Below are 20,824 nucleotides of genomic sequence, written 5' to 3'. Positions count from 1 at the left end.
CACAGGCCGTTCGATAGCGGGCGCCTGTCACATTCGGCTTGTCGGAAACGGGGCGGCGCCTCAGATACGCTTCGAAACGGTCATGGCTCGGACAAGGACGTTCCCTCTGATCGAGCCGGAACGATAAGGAAGGCTTTTGGGCGAGAACCCGGAAGTGACGAAAATGGACAAGCCTGCGCACCAAGACGACAAGCCCGGCCGGGTCGCCTATCAGGGCGCGCCGGGGGCCTTCAGCCACGAGGCCTGCGCGGTTCTGCGGCCCTGGGACACGGCCGTGCCGTTCGAGACCTTTGCGGCGGCTCTGGACGCCTTGAAGAGCGGCGATTGCGACTGCGCCCTGATCCCGGTCGAAAACTCGTCCATCGGCGTGGTCGAGCCCGCTGCGACTCTCGTGCGCGAGTCGGGCCTTAAGGTCGTCGCCGAGGCCTGGCGGCCGATCCGCCACGCCCTGATGGGGGTGGACGGTGCGCGGATCGCCGACCTGAAGCAGGTGCTCAGCCACCCCATCGCCCTGGCCCAGTGCGAGCAGACGCTGAAGGGCCTGCGGCTGAACGTGGTCGAGCATTTCGACACCGCTGGCGCCGCCCGCGACGTCGCCGAAGCGGGCGATCCGACCCAGGCGGCCATAGCGCCCGTAGGTGCGGCGGAGGTCTATGGTCTGTCGATCCTGCGCAACGATCTTCAGGATTCCAGCGATAACCGGACGCGTTTCGTCCTGTTGTCGGCTTGAAGGGGTTGACGGCGCACGGTCATTGCGTGCTTTAAGGCCCCACGGATCGCAAACGATCCGCATAACCGGACCCGGACCCATGTCCCGCCAGCGCGTTCTTTCTGTCTCTTTCAACCGTTCGCGCGCGGTTTCCGGCCTCTATTTCGGCTACGGCTTTTACGGCTTTCGATACGCCGGCTGAGGCGTCGGGCGCTTTCCGTCCCTGACTGTCTCGCCGGCGACCGCTCTGGACCAGAGCGGCTGTCCGCCCCTGCACATCGAAATCCCCCCTTTGCCGAAAGCCTAATCCCATGCCCAATTCCAACGTCCAGAAAGTGTGGCCTGACGTGGTCGAACTGACCCCCGAACAACAGGCGCTGGCCGCCCTGCGCGCCGAGATCGACGCCATCGACGATCAGATCCTGGCCCTGTTCGAACAACGTCTCGCCGTCGCCGCCACGGTCGGCCGCGCCAAGGACGCCCCCACCGGCCCCCACACCAAGCTGCGCCCCGACCGCGAACAGACCGTCCTGTCGCGCATGCTGTCCAAGGCCCAGCCCGAGAACGCCGAAGCGGTTGAACACCTCTGGCGCGAGATCGTCGGCTGGGGCCTGGCCCGCCAGGGCCGGCTTCAGGTCCAGGTCTGGGCGCCGATCGAACCGACCCGCGCCTATGACGGCGCCCGGCTGCGCTTCGGCGCCGCCGCCGATATCAAGATGGTGCGAGATCCGCAAAAGGCCCTGGCCTTCGCCGCCGAGGGGCACGGGGTCGCCGTCCTGGCCATCAATACCGAGGACGCCTGGTGGATGGGCCTGCGTCGCGAATGGTCGATGCTCAGTGTGTTCGACGGTTACGGCGGCGAGACGCCGACCTCTCTGGCCGTGGGCAAGATCGATCCGCCGGCCCTGCCAAGGGGCCGCCGCGTTGTCGTCACCGCCGGCGGTGATGCGGGTGACGGCGGCGGCGCGCGTCGCTGGGGTCTGAACACCCATCACGGCTGGACCATCGCCCTGACTGAGGCGGAACTGACCCCCGGCGAGGCGGAAGGCTGCGTCGGCGCGATCGGCTGACCGCGCCGACTGGGGCGCTCAGGAGGCGTGCGCCTTCTGGGCTTTCGTCAGTTCGATCATCCCCTGGGCGGCGCCCATCTCCGGCACGATCTCTTTCGCCCGGTCGGAGATGGCGTCGAACTGGGCCGCCACCTGTTCCGGCGCATCCGCACCAGTGATGTGTACGCCCTCGGTCAGGGTCACATAGGCGCGCTCGAAGCCGCCGGCGCCCGCCGCCAGAATACAGCGGCTGGGGGCGTCCCGGCTCAGCAGATACAGCAGGCCCGGCGTCACCAGTTCCGGCCCGAGCGCCTCCAGCGGAAGCGCCGCGCCCAGGTCTTCCGTCATACGGGTATGGGCCGTCGGCGCCAGACAGTTGACGCGGATGTCGTTCTTGGCCCCCTCGATCGACAGGGTCTGCATCAGGCCCACCAGGGCCATCTTGGCCGCCCCATAGTTCGACTGGCCGAAATTGCCGTACAGGCCCGAGGACGAGGTGGTCATGACGATCCGGCCGTAGTTCTGGCCGCGCATGATCTCCCACACCGCCTTGGTGCAGTTGACCGCACCCATCAGATGCACGTCAACGACGAAGCGGAAATCCTCCAGCTCCATCTTGGCGAAGGTGCGGTCGCGCAGCACCCCGGCGTTGTTGACCAGCAGATCGACCCGGCCCCATTTGGCCATTGCCGCGTCCACCATGGCCTGAACGGCGGCGAAGTCGGTGACGGAGGCGGCATTGGCCATGGCCTCGCCGCCGGCGGCCTCGATCTCGGCCACGACAGCCTCGGCGGCGGTGGCGGAACCGCCCGAACCGTCGCGGGCGCCGCCCAGATCATTGACCACCACCTTGGCCCCGCGCGCGGCCAGGGCCAGGGCGTGCTCCCGCCCCAGACCGCCGCCCGCGCCCGTCACAATGGCCACCTGACCGTCAAACCGGATCGTCATCTCGTCGTCTCCACCCAAGAACTGGGGCGTTAGGCTTTAGGGCCGGCCCCTTGATCCGGTTTTGACGACGCCGGGCGCGGCGCACAAGTCCGGCCTGCTCAGCCCGCGCGGTTCTTGACCAGATCCTCGACCACGGACGGATCGGCCAGGGTCGAGGTGTCGCCCAACGCGCCGATCTCGTTCTCGGCGATCTTGCGCAGGATGCGGCGCATGATCTTGCCGGATCGGGTCTTGGGCAGGCCGGGGGCCCACTGGATCACGTCGGGCGCGGCGATGGGGCCGATCTCACGACGGACGTGGGCGCCCAGGGCCTTGCGCAGATCCTCGGTCGCATCCACCCCCTTGTTCAGCGTCACATAAGCATAGATGCCTTGGCCCTTGATGTCGTGGGGATAGCCGACCACGGCCGCCTCGGCGACGTCGTCGTGCAGCACCAGGGCGCTCTCGATCTCCGCCGTGCCCATCCTGTGGCCCGAGACGTTAATGACGTCATCGACCCGGCCGGTGATCCAGTAATAGCCGTCCGCGTCCCGGCGGCAGCCGTCGCCGGTGAAATACCGACCCGGATAGGTCGAGAAATAGGTCTCGAAGAACCGCTGATCATCGCCATAGACAGTCCGCATCTGGCCCGGCCAGCTGTCGGTGATGCACAGATTGCCGGAAACGGCGCCGACCAGCTCCTGGCCCTCCGCATCGACGATCTGAAGTTCGACGCCGGGCAGGGGCAGGGTGGCCGAACCGGGCTTCAGGTCCGTGGCGCCGGGCAGGGGAGTGATCAGATGGCCGCCCGTCTCGGTCTGCCACCAGGTGTCCACGATGGGGCAGCGGCTGTCGCCCACCACCTCGTGATACCAGCGCCACGCCTCCGGATTGATCGGTTCGCCGACCGTGCCGAGCACCCGCAGCGACTTGCGCGACGTCGCCTTCACCGGCGCGTCGCCTTCGCGCATCAGGGCGCGCAGGGCCGTGGGGGCGGTGTAGAAGACCTCGACCTTGTGCTTGTCCACTACCTGCCAGAACCGGCTGGCGTCGGGATAGTTAGGCACGCCCTCGAACATCAGGGTCGTGGCGGCGTTGGCCAGAGGCCCATAGACCAGATACGAATGGCCGGTGACCCAGCCCACGTCGGCGGTGCACCAGAAGACCTCGCCAGGGCGATAGTCGAACGTCAGCTCATGCGTCCAGGCGGCCCAGAACAGATAGCCGCCGGTCGTGTGAAGAACGCCCTTCGGCTTTCCAGTGGAGCCCGAGGTGTAGAGGATAAACAACGGATCTTCCGCATTCATCGGCTCGGGCGGGCAGTCGGTCGAGGCCTTGGCGGCCTCGACGGCGTAATCCACGTCGCGGCCTTCGACCATCGGCACGTTCGCGCCGGTGCGGCGGATCACTAGGACGGTGTCGACCTTCACCTTCTCCAGGGCCGCATCGACATTGGCCTTCAGCGGCACGACCTTGCCGCCGCGCAGGCCCTCGTCGGCGGTGATGACCAGGGTGGAGCCGCAGTCCTCGATCCGGCCACACAGACTGTCGGGCGAGAAACCGCCGAAGACCACGGAATGGACCGCACCGATGCGGGCGCAGGCCAGCATGGCGTAGGCCGCCTCGGGGATCATCGGCATATAGATAGTGATCCGGTCGCCCTTCTTGGCGCCGTGAGATTTCAGCACATTGGCCATGCGGCAGACTTCGTCGTGCAGTCGGCCATAGGTTATGTGCTGGCTGTCGGCCGGGTCGTCGCCTTCCCAGATGATGGCCGTCTCGTCCTGGCGATGGGGCAGGTGCCGGTCGATACAGTTGGCGGCGACGTTCAGGACGCCGTCCTCGAACCAGCGGATGCGGAAGTCTTCCTTCCTGAAGGAGACGTCCTTGATCTTGGTCGGCGCCTTGATCCAGTCGAGGCGCTTGGCCTGTTCGGACCAGAAGGCTTCGGGCGTCTCGCGCGCCGCGATCCGCGCCGCCTCATAGGCCTGCCGGTCCATGTGAGCATGGGCGGCGAAGTCTGCGGGAACGGGGTAGAGGTCGGAATCGGGCACGCGAGACGTCTCCAGCATTTTCAGAATCCGTATTTGGCGAACAGGATCAATCGGGTCATGTCGCCGCTCGCGCCGGATTCGATTTCACGATCAGCGAACATCAGCTCGGCGCCCACATCAAACGCCGTAACGGGCGACCAGATCAAGTTGGCGTGGATGCTCTGGGCCGAACGGTTGACGGCCAAGCCGGTCACACTGGTGTCGTTGTCCACCTTCTGGGCCGACCAGATCAGGCTGGAGCGCCAGCCGGGCGCCCAGACGTGACGATAGGCGGCGAAACCGGCGACGACGCCGATTGCATCCAGTTCGCCCGAGGCGTCCAGCACCGCATCGTTCGAGAAGTTCAGCCCGACGTAGCGGCCGATGCCTTCGCCGCCCGTCACCATCAGACGGACGTCGTCCTTGGACCCGACCTTGATCTTGGTCGAGGCGGACAGGCCCCAGCCGGTGGCGGTGGAATCGATGTCCGTCGCCGGGTTCTGATATTTCAGCTGACGCAGCAGACCGGCGAACTGCAGGTCGCCCCAAGGCCGCGCCACGGCGTAGCGGGCGGTGAAGTCTGGCAGGCTGTTGTCGTCGGCGATGACCCGGGCGCCGCCGCCAAATGGGGTGACGGTCGTCTCGGGATTTTCGACCGAGATCGAGAAGGGACCGCGCGTGTATCGCACCTGAACCTGGCGGGCGAAGACCGTGCCCTCGGCCGCGCCGATGAAGTCGGCGGATTCCGGCAGGACGGCGGTGTTCTGGAAGTTGGTCCACTCCTGGCCGATCAGCCAGTTGTCGATGGTGACGAAGGCGCGACGCAGGGCTGGATTGGCCGGGCTGGTGGTGCGCTGGTCCGCCGTGCCGGGCAGGGTCTGGAAGTCCATCTCCAACCGGGTGCCGACCTTGTGACCGCCGACCAGTCCGTCGGTCGTCAGCCAGAACCGGGTCTGGCGCGCGTTGAAGTCGGTCGCGGTGTCCTCGTCGGCGCCGCCGATGGGTATGGAGCCGGGAATGTGGAATTCGCGCAGGGCGTCGCCGTTGACCGGATCGCCGCCGGAATAGCTGGAGGCTGAGGCGTCGACCTTGACGAAGCCGCCGAACTTCACCGTGTGGTCGCCGATGCGGAAACCGTCGCTGGGCGGGGCGGCGGCCTGCTGGACCGGCGCGGGCGGGGCCGGACGGGTCTCAAGGCGGATGATGTCCTGCTGTTGCGCGGCCTGCTGGGTGCGGGCGGCGACGACTTCGGACTTGAGGCTGTTCAACTCGGCTTCGAGCTGGGCGATACGGGCTTCGAGCGCGGCCTGGGCGTCTTGGGCGAAGGCGGCGCCGGGGGCGAGAAGCATGGCTGCGGCCACGCCCCCGCCCAGAAGACTGGACTTGATCATCATGGTTCCTCCCGCGCCCATCTGATGCGGGCGTCCTGAGTTGAACCTTTTCCTCATGGGCCGTAGGCGGCCATTAGCCATTGGTCTAGTTTCGACCAAAGTCGAACCGCGCCATGCTGTCGATGACGCAGCCGACAAGCATGCCGCGCAAGGGAAGGACGCCTTATGGATCGTATCGTCGTCGCCGACGATCACCCGCTGTTTCGCGCCGCGCTGCGCTCGGCCGTCGAAAAGGCTTCGCCGGGTGCGCTGATCGATGAATGCGCCAGTCTGGCCGAGGCTCGAACCGCGCTGAGCATCGGAGCCGTCGATCTGCTGCTGCTGGATCTGAAATTGTCGGACAGCGAAGGCATGGCCGGTCTGGCCGCCATCCGCGCCGAACATCCGACCGTCCCGGTCGCCGTCGTCTCGGCCAGTGAAGACGCCACGGTCGTGCGCCACGCCCTGGGCCTGGGCGCCGCCGGCTTCATTCCCAAGTCGGCGGGCCTGCCGCAGATGGTCGAGGCCATCACCGCCATCCTGGCGGGGGACGAGTGGGCGCCGGAGACGCCCGATGTCGCGGACGACGACCTGCCGGCGAGAGTCGCCAGCCTGACGCCGTCGCAACTGCGCATCCTCGAAGGCTTGAAGGCCGGGCGGCTGAACAAGCAGATCGCCTTTGACCTGGGCGTGTCCGAGGCCACCATCAAGGCGCATCTGACCAGCGTCTTCCGCAAACTGGGGGTCCACAATCGAACCCAGGCTGTGATCCTGGCCAAACAGCTGGACCCCGCCTAGCTCGACAGGAAGGCCTTCAGGGTCGCCGGTTTGATCGGCTTGGGCAGAAGCACCGCCCCGGCGGCCGTGGCCTGTTCGTTCAGTCCGTCTCGGGTGTCGGCCGTGACCAGGGCGATCCGGCGCACCCCGCGCGGCCGCAGCCAGTCGATGACGGCGAACCCGTCCGGTCCATCGCCCAGGTGCAGATCGACGACGGCGGCGTCGAACGGCCCCTGCGCGGCCATGGCCGCCTCGACCCCGGACACCAGGGTGGGGCGCGCGCCCCAGCGGGTCAGCAGGGCGTTCAGCGCATCCAGGATCACCGGCTCATTGTCCACGCACAGGACACGCAGACCGGACAGGGGCAGGCGGACCTCATGGGTGGGCGCGGCCTCGACGACCCGGTCCGGCGCGCTGCGCGGCACGGTGATGCGGAAGATGGTGCCGCGTCCGAGGCGGGAGTTCAGCTCCAGCGGATGGTCCAGCAGGCTGGACAAGCGGCGCACGATGGCCAGGCCCAGGCCGGCGCCCGGCTCATCGACCGGGGCGCCCGGCAGACGCACGAACTCGCCGAACACCATCTCCTGTTCCGCATCGGGGATGCCGCGGCCGGTGTCGCAGACCAGCAGCCGCACGGCGGCGCCGCTGCGTCTCGCCCCGACCAATACTCGACCCGCGTCCGTATAGCGGATGGCGTTGGCGATCAGGTTCTGCAGCATGGAGCGCAGCAGATCCCGGTCGGACGAGACCCACAGGCCGCTGGGCACGAGGGTCAGAACCAACCCCTTGGCCTCGGCCACCGGCGCATATTCGCGCCTCAGTTCGTCGAACAGACCATCCAGCGACAGCCGGGTCACGGCCGCCTTGACCCCGCCGGCCTCCAGCTTGGACAGATTCAACAGGGCGGTCAGCAGGCGGTGGGCGCTGTCGATCGCCCGGTCGGCGTTGACGGCCAGGGTGCGACTGGTCGGCGCGGCGCCCGGCCCCGAAACCGCCGGCTCCTCCTTCAGGGCGGCGATGAACAGACGGGCGGCGTGCAGGGGCTGCAGCAGGTCGTGACTGGCGGCGGCCAGGAAGCGGGTCTTTGACGCCGTCGCGTCTTCCGCCACGCGCCGGGCCTCGTCTAGCCGGGCGGTGCGGTCGGCCACGCGGGCCTCCAGCCGTTCATTGGCTTCTTCCAACTGACGGGCGGCGCGGCGCAGGGCGGTGATGTCGGTATAGCTGGTGACATAGCCGCCGCCGGGGATAGGCGCGCCGGAAGACCGCAGCACGCGGCCGTCGGGCTGGCGCCGCTCGTGGTCATGCGGGATACGCCGGCTCAGGGCCTCCAACCGCCGCTCGACCCAGGCTTCGATGTCGTCGGGGCTCTCGCCGCGCTCGGCGTTCAACCGATAGATGCTGGCGATGGACAGACCGACGTGGACGAAGCCGACAGGCAGGTCGAACATCTCGACATAGCGGCGATTCCAGGCGGTTACGCGTAAATCTTCGTCCACCACAATCACGCCCTGGTCGATATTGTCCAGGGTGGTCTGCAGCAGGTCGCGGCTGAACTGAACCGCCTGGGACGCCTCATCCAGCATCCGCACCACATCCTCGGGCGCACGACCGCCGCCGGCCAGGGCCGCCGCAATGACCCGACGGGCCGAGGCCGCGCCGATGGCCCCGGCCAGCATGCGTTCTGCGGCGCGAGCGAGGGCGGCGTCGGCCGGGTCGGCGTCACGGAGCCGGATGTCGGTCTCTGCGCTCCAGGCGGCGAAGGCCCGCTCGGCCCGTTCGTCACCGATGAAGCGCGCGACCAGGGCGCGCAGATCTCCGACCGAGGCGCCGGACGGGGACGGCTTCGACTCCAACCAATCCGGCCCCAACCGATCCACAAAGGCTCGCGCCTGTACCCGGTCGATCAGACGGGGCTGGGCGAAGCGCGACACGCCGACATAGGCGACGAGGTTCAGCCCCAGGCTGACGAAGACGCCCAGGGCCAGGGGATCCTTGACCCCCAGCATGACATGCAGATGCCAGGGCGCGCCGGGCGCCAGCTGGGGCAGGGCCAACATGACGATCCACACGACCACCCCGACGCTCATGCCTGCAAGAGCGCCGTGCGCATGCCCGCCGCGCCAGAGCACGGCTCCGAACAGGGCCGGGGCCAACTGAGCCATGGCGGCGAAGGACACCAGACCCATGGCGGCCAGGCCGCGCGACTGGTCGGTCGCCTGATAATAGAGCCAGGCCAGCAGCAGCACGGCGACGATGGCCCCGCGCCGAACCTGCAGGATGGTGCCGGCCATATCGGAGGCGTCGCCTCGCATCCGCCACCGGTCCCGGGCCAGGAAGGGCAGGATCAGACTGTTGGAAACCATGGCCGACAGGGCCACGGCCTCTACGATGACCATGGCCGTTGCTGCGGAAAAGCCGCCGACGAAGACGATAGCCGTCAACCAGGATTCACCCCGACCGAACGGCAGGGCCAACACCAGAAGATCGGGGTTCACCGCCGGCGCGAACAGGGCGCCCGCCGCCACCAGGGGCAGGACCGCCAGACTGGTCAGAAGAAGATAGATCGGAAAGATCCAGCGCGCCTTCTTCACATCCGCCGGCTGAGCGCCCTCGACGAAGGCGACGTGGAACTGACGCGGCAGGCAGAAGATGGCCAGGGTCGAGACCAGGGTGATGGCGGTGAAGCGCGGCGTGATTTCGGGCGGCGAGGCGAGGGCGCCCAGTCCCTCGACGATACGCGGGGTCGATCCATCGTGGAGCAACAGAACCAGGGCGAAGATCGCCACGAACAACAGGGCGCCCAGTTTGACCAGGGACTCCAGACCGATGGCCTGAATCAGTCCGCGATTATGTTCGGTGAGGTCCGGGCGTCGGGCGCCGAACAGGATGGCGAACCCCGCCAGCACCCCCGCCAGCGCCAGAACGGTAAGACGTTCCCCTCCCGCCACCGGCGTGCCCGCCGTCAACAAGGCGCCGGCCATCGACAGGGATTTCAGTTGCAGGGCGATATAGGGCAGGGAGCCCAGGATGGCCACGATGGTGACCGCAGCGCCCAAGGTCTGGCTCTTGCCGTAGCGCGACGCCACAAAGTCCGCCATCGACCCCACGTTCTCGCGTCGTGCGGCGGCGGCTATGCGTCGCCAGAGGGGGAACAGCAGGGTCAGACCGATCACGGGTCCGATATAGATGGGCAGATACTCCCACCCGTCGCGAGCGGCGGTGCCGACCGCGCCGTAATAGGTCCAGGAGGTGCAATAAATGGCCAGCGACAGGGCGTAGACCCAGGGCGCGAGCGAGCGGCCGCGCGCCTGCGCCGCGGGCTGCTCCTGCCACCAGGCGACGGCGAACAGGATCGCCATATAGCCGGCCACGAGGCCGAGGATCACCAGGCTGAACATGAGGGGGATGTGAACCGGGCAGGGTGGGTTTCACAAGGGCGGCCGGCAAATGAAAGGGCGGACCGTCCGAAGACAGTCCGCCCCCCTCATTCACGCCCGAAAGCAGGATCAGGCGTTCAGATCGACGTCCTTGCCTTCCTTGACCAGCAGGAAGCCCAGCACGACCGTCGCGAGCGCCACGATGATCGGATACCAGAGGCCGGAGTAGATGTTTCCGGTCGCCGCCACGATGGCGAAGGCCGTGGTCGGCAGGAAGCCGCCGAACCAGCCGTTGCCGATATGATAGGGCAGGGACATGGAGGTGTAGCGGATATTGGTCGGGAACATCTCGACCAGGGCCGCCGCGATCGGTCCGTAGACCATGGTCACATAGAAGCCGAGGATGAACAGGATCAGCACCACCATCGGCTTGTTGACCAGGGCGCTGTCCGCCTTGGCCGGATAGCCGGCGGCGGTTAGGGCCGCGCTCATTCCCGCATCCCAGGTCTTCTTCTGGGCGGCGAAGTCAGCCGTGCTCATCGCATCGCCCCGGAAGCTTGGGATGACGGACTGATCACCGATGCGAACCTCGGCCACCGTTCCGGCCGGAGCCTCGATATTGGTGTAGGTCACGCCGGCCTTGGCCAGGTGGGACTTGGCCACATCGCAGGACTGGTTGAACACCGTCTTGCCGACAGGGTCGAACTGGACGTTGCAGTCCGCGGGATCGGCGTAGACCACGACCGGCGCCGAGGCGGCGGCGGCGGCCAGGCGCGGATTGGCGGCCTGGGTCAGGGCGTTGAACAGCGGGAAATAGGTGAGGGCGGCGATCAGGCAGCCGGCCAGGATGATCGGCTTGCGGCCCACCTTGTCCGACAGCCAGCCCCAGAAGATGAAGAAGGGCGAGGCGGCCAGCAGGGCGATGGTCAGCAGGACATAGACGAGCGTGGCGTCCACCTTCATCACCCGTTCCAGGAAGAACAGGGCGTAGAACTGGCCCGTATACCAGATCACGGCCTGGCCTGCGGTCAGACCCAGCAGGGCGATCAGCACCAGCTTCAGATTGGGCCATTTGCCGAACGAGTCCTTCAGCGGGGTCTTGGAGCCCTTGCCCTCGGCCTTCATCCGCTTGAACGACGGGCTCTCAGCCAGCTTCAGACGGATCCACAGTGAAACCGCCAGCAGGATGATCGACACCAGGAACGGGATCCGCCAGCCCCAGGAGGCGAAGGCTTCCTCGCCGACCGCAAGCCGGACGCCCAGAATGACCACGAGGCTCAGCACCAGGCCGGCCGTGGCTGTGATCTGGATGAAGGAGGTGTAGAAGCCCCGCTTGCCCCTCGGCGCGTGCTCCGCGACATAGGTGGCGGCGCCGCCGTATTCGCCGCCCAGGGCCAGACCCTGGATCAGGCGCATCAGCACCAGGATGATGGGCGCCGCGATGCCGATGGCGGCGTAGGGCGGCAACAGACCGACCACGAAGGTCGATAGACCCATCAGCAACATGGTGACCAGGAAGGTGTTCTTGCGACCCCACAGGTCGCCCAGTCGACCGAACACGATCGCGCCGAACGGCCGCACCGCGAAACCGGCGGCGAAGGCCATCAGGGCGAAGATATAACCGGTCGTCTCGTTGACGCCGGAGAAGAACTGCACGGTGATGATCGCAGCGAGCGACCCGTACAGGTAGAAATCATACCACTCGATGACAGTGCCGACCGACGACGCCAGGATCACCAGCTTGTCGTTCTTGCCGACCACATATTCCTCATCGCCCGGCGCTCCAATGGCGCTGTCCGTCATTTGCGTTAGCCTCCCAGCTCTCAGGTCTTTCCGACCGTTTCACGCCGCATACGCCGCGCATTGCAGGGAGGTTGGCATCGTCGCGCGATAAGCGTCAGGGCGACTTTGGTCGAACACAATATGCGTCTAAGATATATTATCGGAAATATACTCAATGGGTGAGTGTCGATTTGAGGCGTCCTCAATCTTGAGATCTCGGGCAATGAGAGCTTTTCGCGCCTGAATTCTGAGATTCGCGGTGGCACAATGATGAGATTCCCAAATGGGATTCTTACGCGGCGCTGGGGCCAGCCAAGGCGCAGCTCTGAAAGGCGGCATTCAAATCGTCACGCCGTCTCACATTCGATTACTCGACAGCCATTCTTCGGGGCTTCATTTAAGCCCATGCTCAAATCCCAAGCGACCATCCGCGCCACCGACGCCCAACAGATCATCGATGCGGCCATAGCCCAGGCCGCAGCAAACGGCCTGCGTAGTCTAACAATGCGCGACTTGGCTCAGTCGGTCGAAAAAAGCACGACCGTTGTCGTCAACCTTTTTGGGACGAAATCCGGCCTGATCCAGGCCGTGGGTGAAAAGGCGTTGCAGCTGGATTCCGACTTCCATGCCCGTTTCTTCCAGTCGGTCGCCGGCCTCGATTTGAATCGAGACACCCTTCTGACTTTAGTCCAGAACTATCTTCGATCGCGAACCTCGGACGAAGCTGGCTTCGCACGTGTCTGGGAAGCGTTGCTGCTCGAAAGCGATTCTTCTTCGATGCGTCTGGACCTGATGCGGCGATGGGACGTCATGCGCAAGAAGGCCTGGAGCGATCATCTGGCGGCTAACCCTAGGCTGAGGAGCTATGCCGATCCGCTGATCGCCTGGGCCACGATCGAACATTTCTATGCCGGTGCGCTTCAAGGAAGGACAGAGTACGAAATCATCGCCGCCGAGGGTTTGGGCGGGCTGATCGACCATGCCTTTGGTCTGCCTGAAAGGCCGGCGACGGCGACCTTCTGGTATCGACAGAATCTGACACTGCCTCAAGCCCCAGCTGAGGGGCTTGAGGCAGACTCTATCCAACGCAAACTGCTGGACATCGCGGCGGACCAGATTCTGGCGGGCGGCGTGACGGCCATAACTAATCGCTCAGTCAGCGCCGTTGCAGGCACCTCCACCTCCACCATCGCCTACCATTGGCCCGACATGCGACGCTTCGTTCTAGACGCGGTCTGGCACAGCGTGTTCCGCGACATGCCCCGGTATCTAGCCGGACATCACCTCGACGGCGACGCAGAGACTGCCGATCTGGACAGTTGGACACGGCTCATGGCGCCGACAGTCTCCATCCGCCCCAAGATCGAAGGATTCTACGTTCGATACGCCCGCCTTATCGCCAGCATCTGCTTAGAGGCGCGGCGCGATCCGTCGTTACGGGATCTGGCCATGCTGCTGCGTGGACCCGAAGGCGGCGGCACCTACTACAATAGGGCTGGCGTCTGGCCCGCCGATTTCGACCTGACGCGGCTGGCCGCGACCCGCTTCGCCCTGTGGGTAAAGGGTCTCGCACTGACATCGGCCGCGACAGGAATTCCGGTCTCGGAAGCGGATCTCATCAAGGGCGCCGACCAGCTGGTTGCACGGCTCGCGAGATAGAACGCGCGTTATCCGCGCATCGCTAACCACTCTACGAATCCTGACGGAAACAGTTCAGCGAAGCTTCATAAAAGCATCATCTCGGCAGCCTATCTGGCTTTCCGTTGTCGAACAGTTGTTTTTCTCGGTGAGCACAGGCGGCCTCGGCCTCCCTCCCCGCGCCTACAACCGCCTCGCCAGACGGCCGAACAAAGCGACCGTTCGACAACGTCCCCAAACGCTTCGGCGCGCGAGGGAGGGGGTGTCCCCGCGCGTCGCCCGAAGGATGATCAAATGAAACGTCTTCTCCTTGGCGCCTCCGGCGCCGTTCTCGCACTGGCGGCCCTGCCGGCCGCAGCTCAAACCAATTCCCAGACCAATGCCACGACGGTCCAGGACATCGTCGTCACCGCCCAGCGCCGCGAACAGGCCAGTCAGGACGTCGGCGCCTCGCTCAGCGTCGTCGGCGGCCAGGAGCTGGACGAAAAAAACATCTCGGTCGTCAACGACCTCGAAAACGTCGTGCCCAACCTTGAGGTCGACAGCCAGTTCGGCGGCGGCCAGCCCCAGTTCCGCATCCGCGGCGTCGGCGCGCGCGAATACTCCAGCAACAACGCCTCGACGGTAGGCATCTATGTCGATGAAGTGGCCCACCCCTATACGGTGACCACTCAGGGCGCCCTGTTCGACATCGCACGCATCGAAGTGCTACGGGGCCCGCAAGGCACGCTTTACGGCAGCAACACGACCGGCGGCGCCGTCAACATCATCACCAACGCCCCGACGGCGGACTTCCGCGCGGGCGTAACCGGCGAATACGGCTCGTATGATCGCTACAAGCTGGACGGATATGTCTCCAGCCAGATCGCCGAGGGTTTGCTGGGCCGCCTCGCCGTCGTCACCGAACAGGGCGGCGCCTGGCAGTACAATCGCGACACCGGCCAGAAGCTGGGCGATCTGGACAAGACCGCCGTTCGCGGCCGGTTGACCTGGGATGCGACGGACGACGTCACCGTCGATCTGGCGGCGACCTATATGGTCGACAAGTCGGACGGCCTCGGCTTCCGCCTTCTGGGCGACTATACGACCGCCGGCGGCGTCACCATTCCCAAGGATACGGCCTGGCGCATTACCGGCTGGTCGCTGTCGGAACAGCTGGCCAAGGTGTCCGGCCGCTCGGTCGGCGACAAGCCGGGCCGCGACAACGACGGCCTGGACCTCAGCGCGCGGGTGACGGCCAACCTGGGCTGGGCGGACCTGACCTCGATCTCAGCCTACCAGTCGTTCACGCGGTCGGAATACAACGACTGGGACGGCACCAGCGCGCGCGAATCCGACGTCTTCTTCTACAATGACATCGACGTGGTGTCGCAGGAACTCCGCCTAGCCTCGAACAAGGACGGCCGGTGGAACTGGATGACCGGTCTTCACTATTCGAACGAGAGCAACGACGGCGGCTTCTATACGGAGTACCGCGCCATCACCGCTCTGATCCACACCCCCTATAAGCAGGACGTGGAATCCATCGGCGTCTTCACCAACAACAGTTTCAAGGCGACGGATCGGCTGAATCTGATCCTGGGCCTGCGTTACGAGTATGAAGAGCGCAGCCTGACTAGCCCCGGCACCTATCGTCTCAACGCGACGCCGGGCGCGGAAGTCACCTATTCCACGGACATGTCCGAAGTCACCGGCAAGCTGGGTCTGGAATATGATCTCAGCGACAACGCGCTGTTCTACGCCAACGTCGCGCGCGGCGTGAAGTCCGGCGGCTTCACCACCTACAACGCCACCTCCGCCACGCCCTTCGCGCCGGAAGAACTGATCGCCTATGAGGCCGGGATCAAATCTGAATTCCTGGACCGTTCGCTGCGGGTGAACGGCTCGACCTTCTACTACGACTACAAAAACCAACAGGTTCAAACAGTTCTGTACGACCGCATCTCTGGCCGGGTCGGCAAGATCGACAATGTGCCCAAGTCCTTCATCTACGGCGCCGAACTGGAGCTGGAGTGGAATCCGATCGCGGGCCTGAGCATCAGCCAGAACGTCAGCTACAAGCACGGCGAGTATGACGAGTACAACTCGGTCGATACGACAGCCACGGCTGCGGCCAACCCGACCAACGGCCCGTGGGACGTGATCATCTACACCGACCGCGCCGGCGAAAAACTGCCTTTCCCCAAGATGAACTACGGCGGCTCCATCGCCTATGACTGGCAGATGGTTGGTTTGGATCTGGGCGCCGAGACCAACTACAACTACCGCGATGATCTGTATTCGACGAGCTCTTCGTCAATCATTCCGGCCTATTGGCTGTGGAACGCCAACTTCACCGGCGGCCCCGCGAACGCCAACTGGCGGGTCGGCCTGTCGGTGCGCAACCTCTTCAACACCTATTACGAAGAGACGCGCAACGGCTTCAACGGCTCGGCCCGTCCAACCACTTCGCCTCAGCCGGGGCGCACGGTCGCCGTCCGTCTGTCGATGGACTTCTAAGACCCGAGACCGGGCGGACCGGCCGAGCTTGGCCGGTCCGCCCAATACGCTCTGAGTTCGCTTGAAAGCCCCTGCATGCTGCTGAAGCCCACCCTTCCGATGAACCGCCGCCTGTTGCTCGGCGGCCTGGTCGCCGCGCCCCTGGTCCTGCGGTTCGGGCAGGCTCAGGCCCAGGCAGGCGGGGCCTATGTCTTCCCGCTGGGGGTCGCCAGCGGCGATCCGGCGCCGGACGGCTTCGTCATCTGGACGCGGCTGGCGGCGGATCCGGTGGCGCCGGACGGTCTGGGCGGAATGGCCGGCCCGGTCGCCGTGCGTTGGGACGTGGCGGCGGACGACGCCTTCACCCGCATCGTCGCCTCGGGCGAGGCCGTCGCGGATCGCACCGACGCCCACAGCCTGCATATCGAGGTCGAGGGCCTGCGCCCCGACCGCCCCTATTGGTACAGGTTCACGGCCCTGGGTCAGCAGAGCCCAATCGGCCGCACCCGCACCGCCCCCGCTCCGAACGCCGACATCGACCGGCTGCGTCTGGCGGTCGCCTCCTGCTCCAACTGGGAGTCCGGCTATTTCAGCGCCTATGGCCATATGGCGGACGAGGCGCCGGACCTGACCCTGTTCCTGGGCGACTATATCTACGAATATACCCGCACCGGCGCTCAAGCGGCCAATGTGGTTCGGCCCTACGGGCTGGAAGAGGCGACGACCCTGGCGGGCTATCGCAACCGTTACGCCCTGCACCGGACCGATGCGGACCTGCAAAGGCTGCACGCCGTCGCCCCGTGCCTGGCGGTATGGGACGACCACGAGATTCAGGACGACTATTCCGGCGTCTGGTCCAAGACGCCCGGCGTCACGCCCAATGATTTCCTGCTGCGCCGCGCCGCCGGCTACAAGGCCTTTTACGAGGCCATGCCCATCCGCCGCACGCGGCTGGACGCCCAGCTGCAGATGCCGATTTATCGCGGGGTCCGCTATGGCCGGCTGGCCCAGTTCTTCATGCTGGACGGCCGTCAGTATCGCTCGAAACAGGCCTGCAGCGACGGGCCCAACGGCGGCAAGGGCCAGGTGGTCACCGACGCCGCCTGCCCCGACCGTCTGGACCCGGCCCGCACCTTCCTGGGCTTCGAACAGGAACGCTGGCTGTACGACGGTCTGGCCCGGTCGCAGGCGCGCTGGAACATCCTGGGCCAGGATCTGGTGATGGCGGGGCTGAGGTTCGGAAACGGCGACGCCGACACCCGCTACTGGACCGACACCTGGGACGGCTATCCCGTCGCCCGCGACCGGATGACCGACGCCCTGGCGACGCTGAAGCCGCGCAATCCGGTGGTGCTGAGCGGAGACTACCACTCGTTCTGGACCAATGACGTCAAGCGGGTCAGCGCCGATCCGTCATCGGCGACGGTGGCGACCGAATTCGTCGGCACCTCGATCTCGTCGTCCGGCCCGCCCTATGACGCCCTGATGGCGAACATGCCGAACAATCCGCAGATCAAATTCTTCGACAGTCGGGTGCGGGGCTATATGTCCATCGACACGGACCGCGACCGGATGAACACCCGTTATCGCGCCATCTCCGATGTGCGCGATCCGACGGCCACGGTCGCCACCCTGAACAGTTGGGTGGTCGAAGACGGCCGCCCCGGCGCGCTTCCGGCCTGATCCCCGCCCACACCGTCCAAAGCCCAAGAGTTTTCATGACCACCGCTTCTCCCGACCGTCGCCCGACGGCGGCTGTCTTCGCTGTTACGCTCGCCTTGTCGCTGGTCGGCTGCGCCGCCGCCCCGACCGCCTCGACCGATTTCTGGGCCGGGTTCCGCGACCACCCCCACGGTTATCTGGCCAAGGATGAGGCGCCGAACGCCGCCGCCTTCCTGCCTCCGCCGCCGGCCGAAGGATCACTGCGCGCCCAGGACGATATTGCCGCCTATCGCGCCACCCGTGCGCTTGAACACAGTCCCCGATGGGCCCAGGCCCGCGCCGACAACGAGATCGAGACCCCGGAAGCCCCGCGCATCTTCGACGAGGCCCTGGGGATCCGGTTCACGCCCGAACAGATGCCGACCCTGACCCATTTGCTGGGACGGATGCTGGGCGACCTGGAGACGATCCAGACCCCGGCCAAGCGCGGCTTCACCCGCCCCCGCCCCTTCGTGGCCGAGCCGGCGGCGACCTGTATTGCGCCCGAACCCTGGTTGGCCGCCAGCGGCTCCTATCCGTCCGGACATGCGGCCCTGGGCTGGGCCTGGGCCCTGGTGCTGACCGAAATGGCGCCTGACCGCGCCGACGCCCTCCTGGCGCGTGGCCTGGCCTATGGCGAAAGCCGCGCCATCTGCGGCGTCCATTACCCCAGCGACGTCGAGGCCGGGCGTATCGTCGGCGCGGCCCTGGTTGCGCGGCTGAAGGCTGATCCGGCGTTTCAGGCGGATTTCGCGGTCGCCGCCCGTGAGCTGACCAAGGCCCGACAGGCAAGTCGCTAACCCGGCTTGCCACTCCGCCCGACCACATCACCGCGGGCCGGGATACGACCAGTGGGACTACCCAGTCGCTTGAACTTCAACGAACCAGGAACCTTAAGTTTCAAAGACTAAGAAGGCTCGGCCTCGGTCGCCCCCTCGCGGAACTCTTCTGCGGTCACGAAGGCGGAGCCGTCTTCGTCGAGCACCCAGACGCCGATCAGCGATGCGTGGTCGGGCGTGATGTCCTCGTCGATCAGATCACCATCGTACACGCCGACATTGCTGTAGTCGAAATCCAGCAGAAGCTGGTGGGCCATCTCGATCATCTCATCGGCCATCCGACGCGCGTAGCCCAGCGCCTCGCTGTCATTGGCGAAGTCGTCCGTCAGAGTGTTGACCTCGGCGGTGTCGCCGCCCTGGACCGCACTGGTGGTTACGATGGTGTACGCGGACATTTTTGAACTCTCTCAGGTTTGAATCTCTCGACTAGCCTGATTGCCTGCGGGAAAGGCCATAATTCGTTCGAACCGCTGATCTTGGGGAAGAACCCGATCCGGCCTACCTCCGATCAGTCGGCGGCGCCCCGGTCATTCCTCTTGGTGGCGCGATACACCTTCTGGAGCGCGCCGAGCCGGCGGCGCTCGACCGCCTTCGCCGCCCGCTCCTGTTCATGCTCCGCAGCAGCGGCTTCGAGCGTCAGCTTCTGGTAATGCGCCCATCGGTCGGGATCGAGCGCTCCGCTCTGCACCGCGGCCTGCACGGCGCAGCCCGGCTCGTTGGCGTGACTGCAGTTGGTGAATCGGCAGGTCTGGAGCAGCGCCTCGACGTCTTCGAACACGGCGCTCACGCCCGCTTCGGCGTCGATGAGACCGACTTCGCGGATGCCGGGCGTGTCGAGAATCAACCGGCCGCCGGGGAGCAGGATCAACTGGCGGTGGCTGGTGGTGTGACGCCCCTGATCGTCGGTCTCGCGAATGGCCTGCGTCGCCATCCGGTCTTCATTCAGAAAGGCGTTGACCAGGGTGGACTTGCCCACGCCGGACGAGCCGATCAACACGCAGGTCTCTCCCCTCCCCACCTCGGCCAGCAAGGCGTCGAGACCCACGCCTTGGCGAGCTGAAACCATCAGCACAGGACAGCCCGGCTCCAGGGCGGCGATGCTAGCGGCCTGGCCTTCCGGATCCGTGCACAGATCCGATTTCGTCAGCACCACGACAGGCCGGGCCCCGCTCTCCCACGCCGCCGCCAGATACCGCTGGATCCGCCGCAGGTTGAGGTCCCCGTTCAAGGATGTGACGATAAAGGCCACATCGACGTTTGCGGCCAGGATCTGCAGTTTCCGCATGCTGTCGGCCGCCCTGCGGACGAAGGCCGTACGGCGCGGCAATATGGCGTGAATCGTGGCCGTGCGCTCCTGCGCGCTATGCGAAAGAGCGACCCAGTCTCCGACCGCCGGATGGCCGATTTCCCCCGCCTCATGACGGAGCCGGCCCGAAACCTTGGCGCGCACGTCTCCGGCGTTCGTCGCGACGAGATAGCCATCCCGGTGATGCAGAATGACGCGGCCGGGCGTGTGGCCTGCACGCTCATGGGGTTCGAAGGCCTCAGCCAGAGACGTCGACCATCCATATTGTCCGATCAAATCAAGGGAATCCTTGTTGGCTGCAGCGACAGTGTCCAGCCGTTCGCCTTGATAGCATCAAGCGGGAGTCTCGGCACGTTCGGCCCAAGTGATGCTGGTTCGCTAGGCTTGGCGCGTCTGACAACGCCCCGAATTGCAAAGGGGCCGCCCGAAAGCGACCCCTCTAACCAACCGTTTCCTTAAAGGAAATGGTCGGAGCGACAGGATTCGAACCTGCGACCCCTTGACCCCCAGCCGCTCCGGAGCCCTTTTTCAGGGCTTTTCAAGACGGTTCAGGACTGTGCTAGCGCATTGTTCAGGCGGTCTTTTTTGACCTCGTCGCTTTTCATCGTTATTCTTCGAGTTGCTGCAATCTGTGCCCCATATGTGCCCCAGCAAATGGGGCGCGTCGGAGATCTGGATGCCGACTTTGAAGCTCACGGACCGAACGGTTGCGTCGGCGAAGGCCGTCGAGGGCGGTCGTCTGGAGCTCTGGGACGCGGGCCTGAAGGGCCTCTATCTCCGGGTGTCCTCGGACACCAAAATCTGGGGTTACAGGTATCGCCGGCCGGACGGAAGTCAA

The 20,824-nt window shown here is 65.8% G+C and carries 15 protein-coding genes; 8 read left to right on the top strand and 7 right to left on the bottom strand.

What is annotated here, in order from left to right; all coding sequences use genetic code 11:
- The first annotated feature begins 163 nt into the window (after positions 1-163).
- Positions 164-730: a prephenate dehydratase domain-containing protein gene (locus Q7J26_RS09525; protein WP_304936219.1), complete on the top strand. Its 567-nt coding sequence runs from the start codon at positions 164-166 to the stop codon at positions 728-730.
- Between the two features lie 290 nt (positions 731-1,020).
- A complete protein-coding gene (locus tag Q7J26_RS09520; RefSeq protein ID WP_304936218.1) occupies positions 1,021-1,779 on the top strand; it encodes a chorismate mutase in 759 nt (252 codons plus the stop codon).
- An 18-nt stretch (positions 1,780-1,797) separates the two neighbouring features.
- Here Q7J26_RS09520 and Q7J26_RS09515 read toward each other — a convergent pair whose 3' ends face one another.
- From Q7J26_RS09515 to Q7J26_RS09505, 3 genes are all read right to left on the bottom strand, one after another.
- Positions 1,798-2,706 carry an SDR family NAD(P)-dependent oxidoreductase gene (locus Q7J26_RS09515; RefSeq protein ID WP_304936217.1) on the bottom strand — a complete coding sequence of 303 codons (909 nt, stop codon included), beginning with the start codon at positions 2,704-2,706 and terminating at the stop codon, positions 1,798-1,800.
- Between the two features lie 98 nt (positions 2,707-2,804).
- Positions 2,805-4,757: an acetate--CoA ligase gene (acs, locus tag Q7J26_RS09510; protein ID WP_304936216.1), complete on the bottom strand. Its 1,953-nt coding sequence runs from the start codon at positions 4,755-4,757 to the stop codon at positions 2,805-2,807.
- A 2-nt stretch (positions 4,758-4,759) separates the two neighbouring features.
- Positions 4,760-6,112 carry a DcaP family trimeric outer membrane transporter gene (locus Q7J26_RS09505; protein ID WP_304936215.1) on the bottom strand — a complete coding sequence of 451 codons (1,353 nt, stop codon included), beginning with the start codon at positions 6,110-6,112 and terminating at the stop codon, positions 4,760-4,762.
- 162 nt (positions 6,113-6,274) lie between these two features.
- Between Q7J26_RS09505 and Q7J26_RS09500 the strand changes: the two genes are divergently transcribed.
- Positions 6,275-6,886, top strand: a complete 612-nt coding sequence (locus Q7J26_RS09500; RefSeq protein WP_304936214.1) for a response regulator transcription factor — start codon at positions 6,275-6,277, stop codon at positions 6,884-6,886.
- Here the strand turns inward: Q7J26_RS09500 and Q7J26_RS09495 are convergent.
- Complete coding sequence (locus Q7J26_RS09495) at positions 6,883-10,251, bottom strand: PAS-domain containing protein (protein ID WP_304936213.1); 3,369 nt, start codon at positions 10,249-10,251, stop codon at positions 6,883-6,885. The two genes, Q7J26_RS09500 and Q7J26_RS09495, sit on opposite strands and share 4 nt — an antisense overlap.
- Positions 10,252-10,371: 120 nt before the next feature.
- Positions 10,372-12,045 carry an MFS transporter gene (locus Q7J26_RS09490; protein ID WP_304936212.1) on the bottom strand — a complete coding sequence of 558 codons (1,674 nt, stop codon included), beginning with the start codon at positions 12,043-12,045 and terminating at the stop codon, positions 10,372-10,374.
- A gap of 384 nt (positions 12,046-12,429) precedes the next feature.
- Between Q7J26_RS09490 and Q7J26_RS09485 the strand changes: the two genes are divergently transcribed.
- From Q7J26_RS09485 to Q7J26_RS09470, 4 genes are all read left to right on the top strand, one after another.
- Positions 12,430-13,683 (top strand): TetR family transcriptional regulator, encoded by a 1,254-nt coding sequence (locus Q7J26_RS09485; protein WP_304936211.1) that lies wholly within the window; start codon positions 12,430-12,432, stop codon positions 13,681-13,683.
- A gap of 273 nt (positions 13,684-13,956) precedes the next feature.
- Positions 13,957-16,161 (top strand): TonB-dependent receptor, encoded by a 2,205-nt coding sequence (locus Q7J26_RS09480; protein WP_304936210.1) that lies wholly within the window; start codon positions 13,957-13,959, stop codon positions 16,159-16,161.
- A 75-nt stretch (positions 16,162-16,236) separates the two neighbouring features.
- Positions 16,237-17,823: an alkaline phosphatase gene (locus tag Q7J26_RS09475; protein ID WP_304936209.1), complete on the top strand. Its 1,587-nt coding sequence runs from the start codon at positions 16,237-16,239 to the stop codon at positions 17,821-17,823.
- Between the two features lie 35 nt (positions 17,824-17,858).
- The gene (locus tag Q7J26_RS09470; protein WP_304936208.1) at positions 17,859-18,641 is read left to right on the top strand and encodes a phosphatase PAP2 family protein; all 783 of its coding nucleotides are present in this window, start codon (positions 17,859-17,861) and stop codon (positions 18,639-18,641) included.
- Between the two features lie 107 nt (positions 18,642-18,748).
- Here Q7J26_RS09470 and Q7J26_RS09465 read toward each other — a convergent pair whose 3' ends face one another.
- Both Q7J26_RS09465 and rsgA read right to left on the bottom strand, forming a co-directional pair.
- A complete protein-coding gene (locus tag Q7J26_RS09465; protein ID WP_304936207.1) occupies positions 18,749-19,075 on the bottom strand; it encodes a hypothetical protein in 327 nt (108 codons plus the stop codon).
- 113 nt (positions 19,076-19,188) lie between these two features.
- Entirely contained in the window at positions 19,189-20,262 is a 1,074-nt protein-coding gene (rsgA, locus tag Q7J26_RS09460; RefSeq protein WP_304936206.1) for a ribosome small subunit-dependent GTPase A, read from the bottom strand.
- 364 nt (positions 20,263-20,626) lie between these two features.
- On the opposite strand from rsgA, the gene Q7J26_RS17115 reads away from it, so the two are divergent.
- The coding region (locus Q7J26_RS17115; RefSeq protein WP_370651931.1) for an integrase arm-type DNA-binding domain-containing protein at positions 20,627-20,824 on the top strand (198 nt) is incomplete at its 3' end.

It is taken from the genome of Brevundimonas sp., assembly GCF_030656255.1.
In the GTDB taxonomy this organism is placed as follows: Bacteria; Pseudomonadota; Alphaproteobacteria; order Caulobacterales; family Caulobacteraceae; genus Brevundimonas.
This window is presented reverse-complemented; position numbering and strand designations above follow the sequence as displayed.

Excerpts from the sequence above, each read along its gene's own strand:
- Q7J26_RS09525 (WP_304936219.1), top strand. The coding sequence starts at position 164 with ATGGACAAGCCTGCGCACCAAGACGACAAGCCCGGCCGGGTCGCCTAT.
- Q7J26_RS09520 (WP_304936218.1), top strand. The coding sequence starts at position 1,021 with ATGCCCAATTCCAACGTCCAGAAAGTGTGGCCTGACGTGGTCGAACTG.
- Q7J26_RS09515 (WP_304936217.1), bottom strand. The coding sequence starts at position 2,706 with ATGACGATCCGGTTTGACGGTCAGGTGGCCATTGTGACGGGCGCGGGC.
- acs (WP_304936216.1), bottom strand. The coding sequence starts at position 4,757 with ATGCTGGAGACGTCTCGCGTGCCCGATTCCGACCTCTACCCCGTTCCC.
- Q7J26_RS09505 (WP_304936215.1), bottom strand. The coding sequence starts at position 6,112 with ATGATGATCAAGTCCAGTCTTCTGGGCGGGGGCGTGGCCGCAGCCATG.
- Q7J26_RS09500 (WP_304936214.1), top strand. The coding sequence starts at position 6,275 with ATGGATCGTATCGTCGTCGCCGACGATCACCCGCTGTTTCGCGCCGCG.
- Q7J26_RS09490 (WP_304936212.1), bottom strand. The coding sequence starts at position 12,045 with ATGACGGACAGCGCCATTGGAGCGCCGGGCGATGAGGAATATGTGGTC.
- Q7J26_RS09485 (WP_304936211.1), top strand. The coding sequence starts at position 12,430 with ATGCTCAAATCCCAAGCGACCATCCGCGCCACCGACGCCCAACAGATC.
- Q7J26_RS09480 (WP_304936210.1), top strand. The coding sequence starts at position 13,957 with ATGAAACGTCTTCTCCTTGGCGCCTCCGGCGCCGTTCTCGCACTGGCG.
- Q7J26_RS09475 (WP_304936209.1), top strand. The coding sequence starts at position 16,237 with ATGCTGCTGAAGCCCACCCTTCCGATGAACCGCCGCCTGTTGCTCGGC.
- Q7J26_RS09470 (WP_304936208.1), top strand. The coding sequence starts at position 17,859 with ATGACCACCGCTTCTCCCGACCGTCGCCCGACGGCGGCTGTCTTCGCT.
- Q7J26_RS09465 (WP_304936207.1), bottom strand. The coding sequence starts at position 19,075 with ATGTCCGCGTACACCATCGTAACCACCAGTGCGGTCCAGGGCGGCGAC.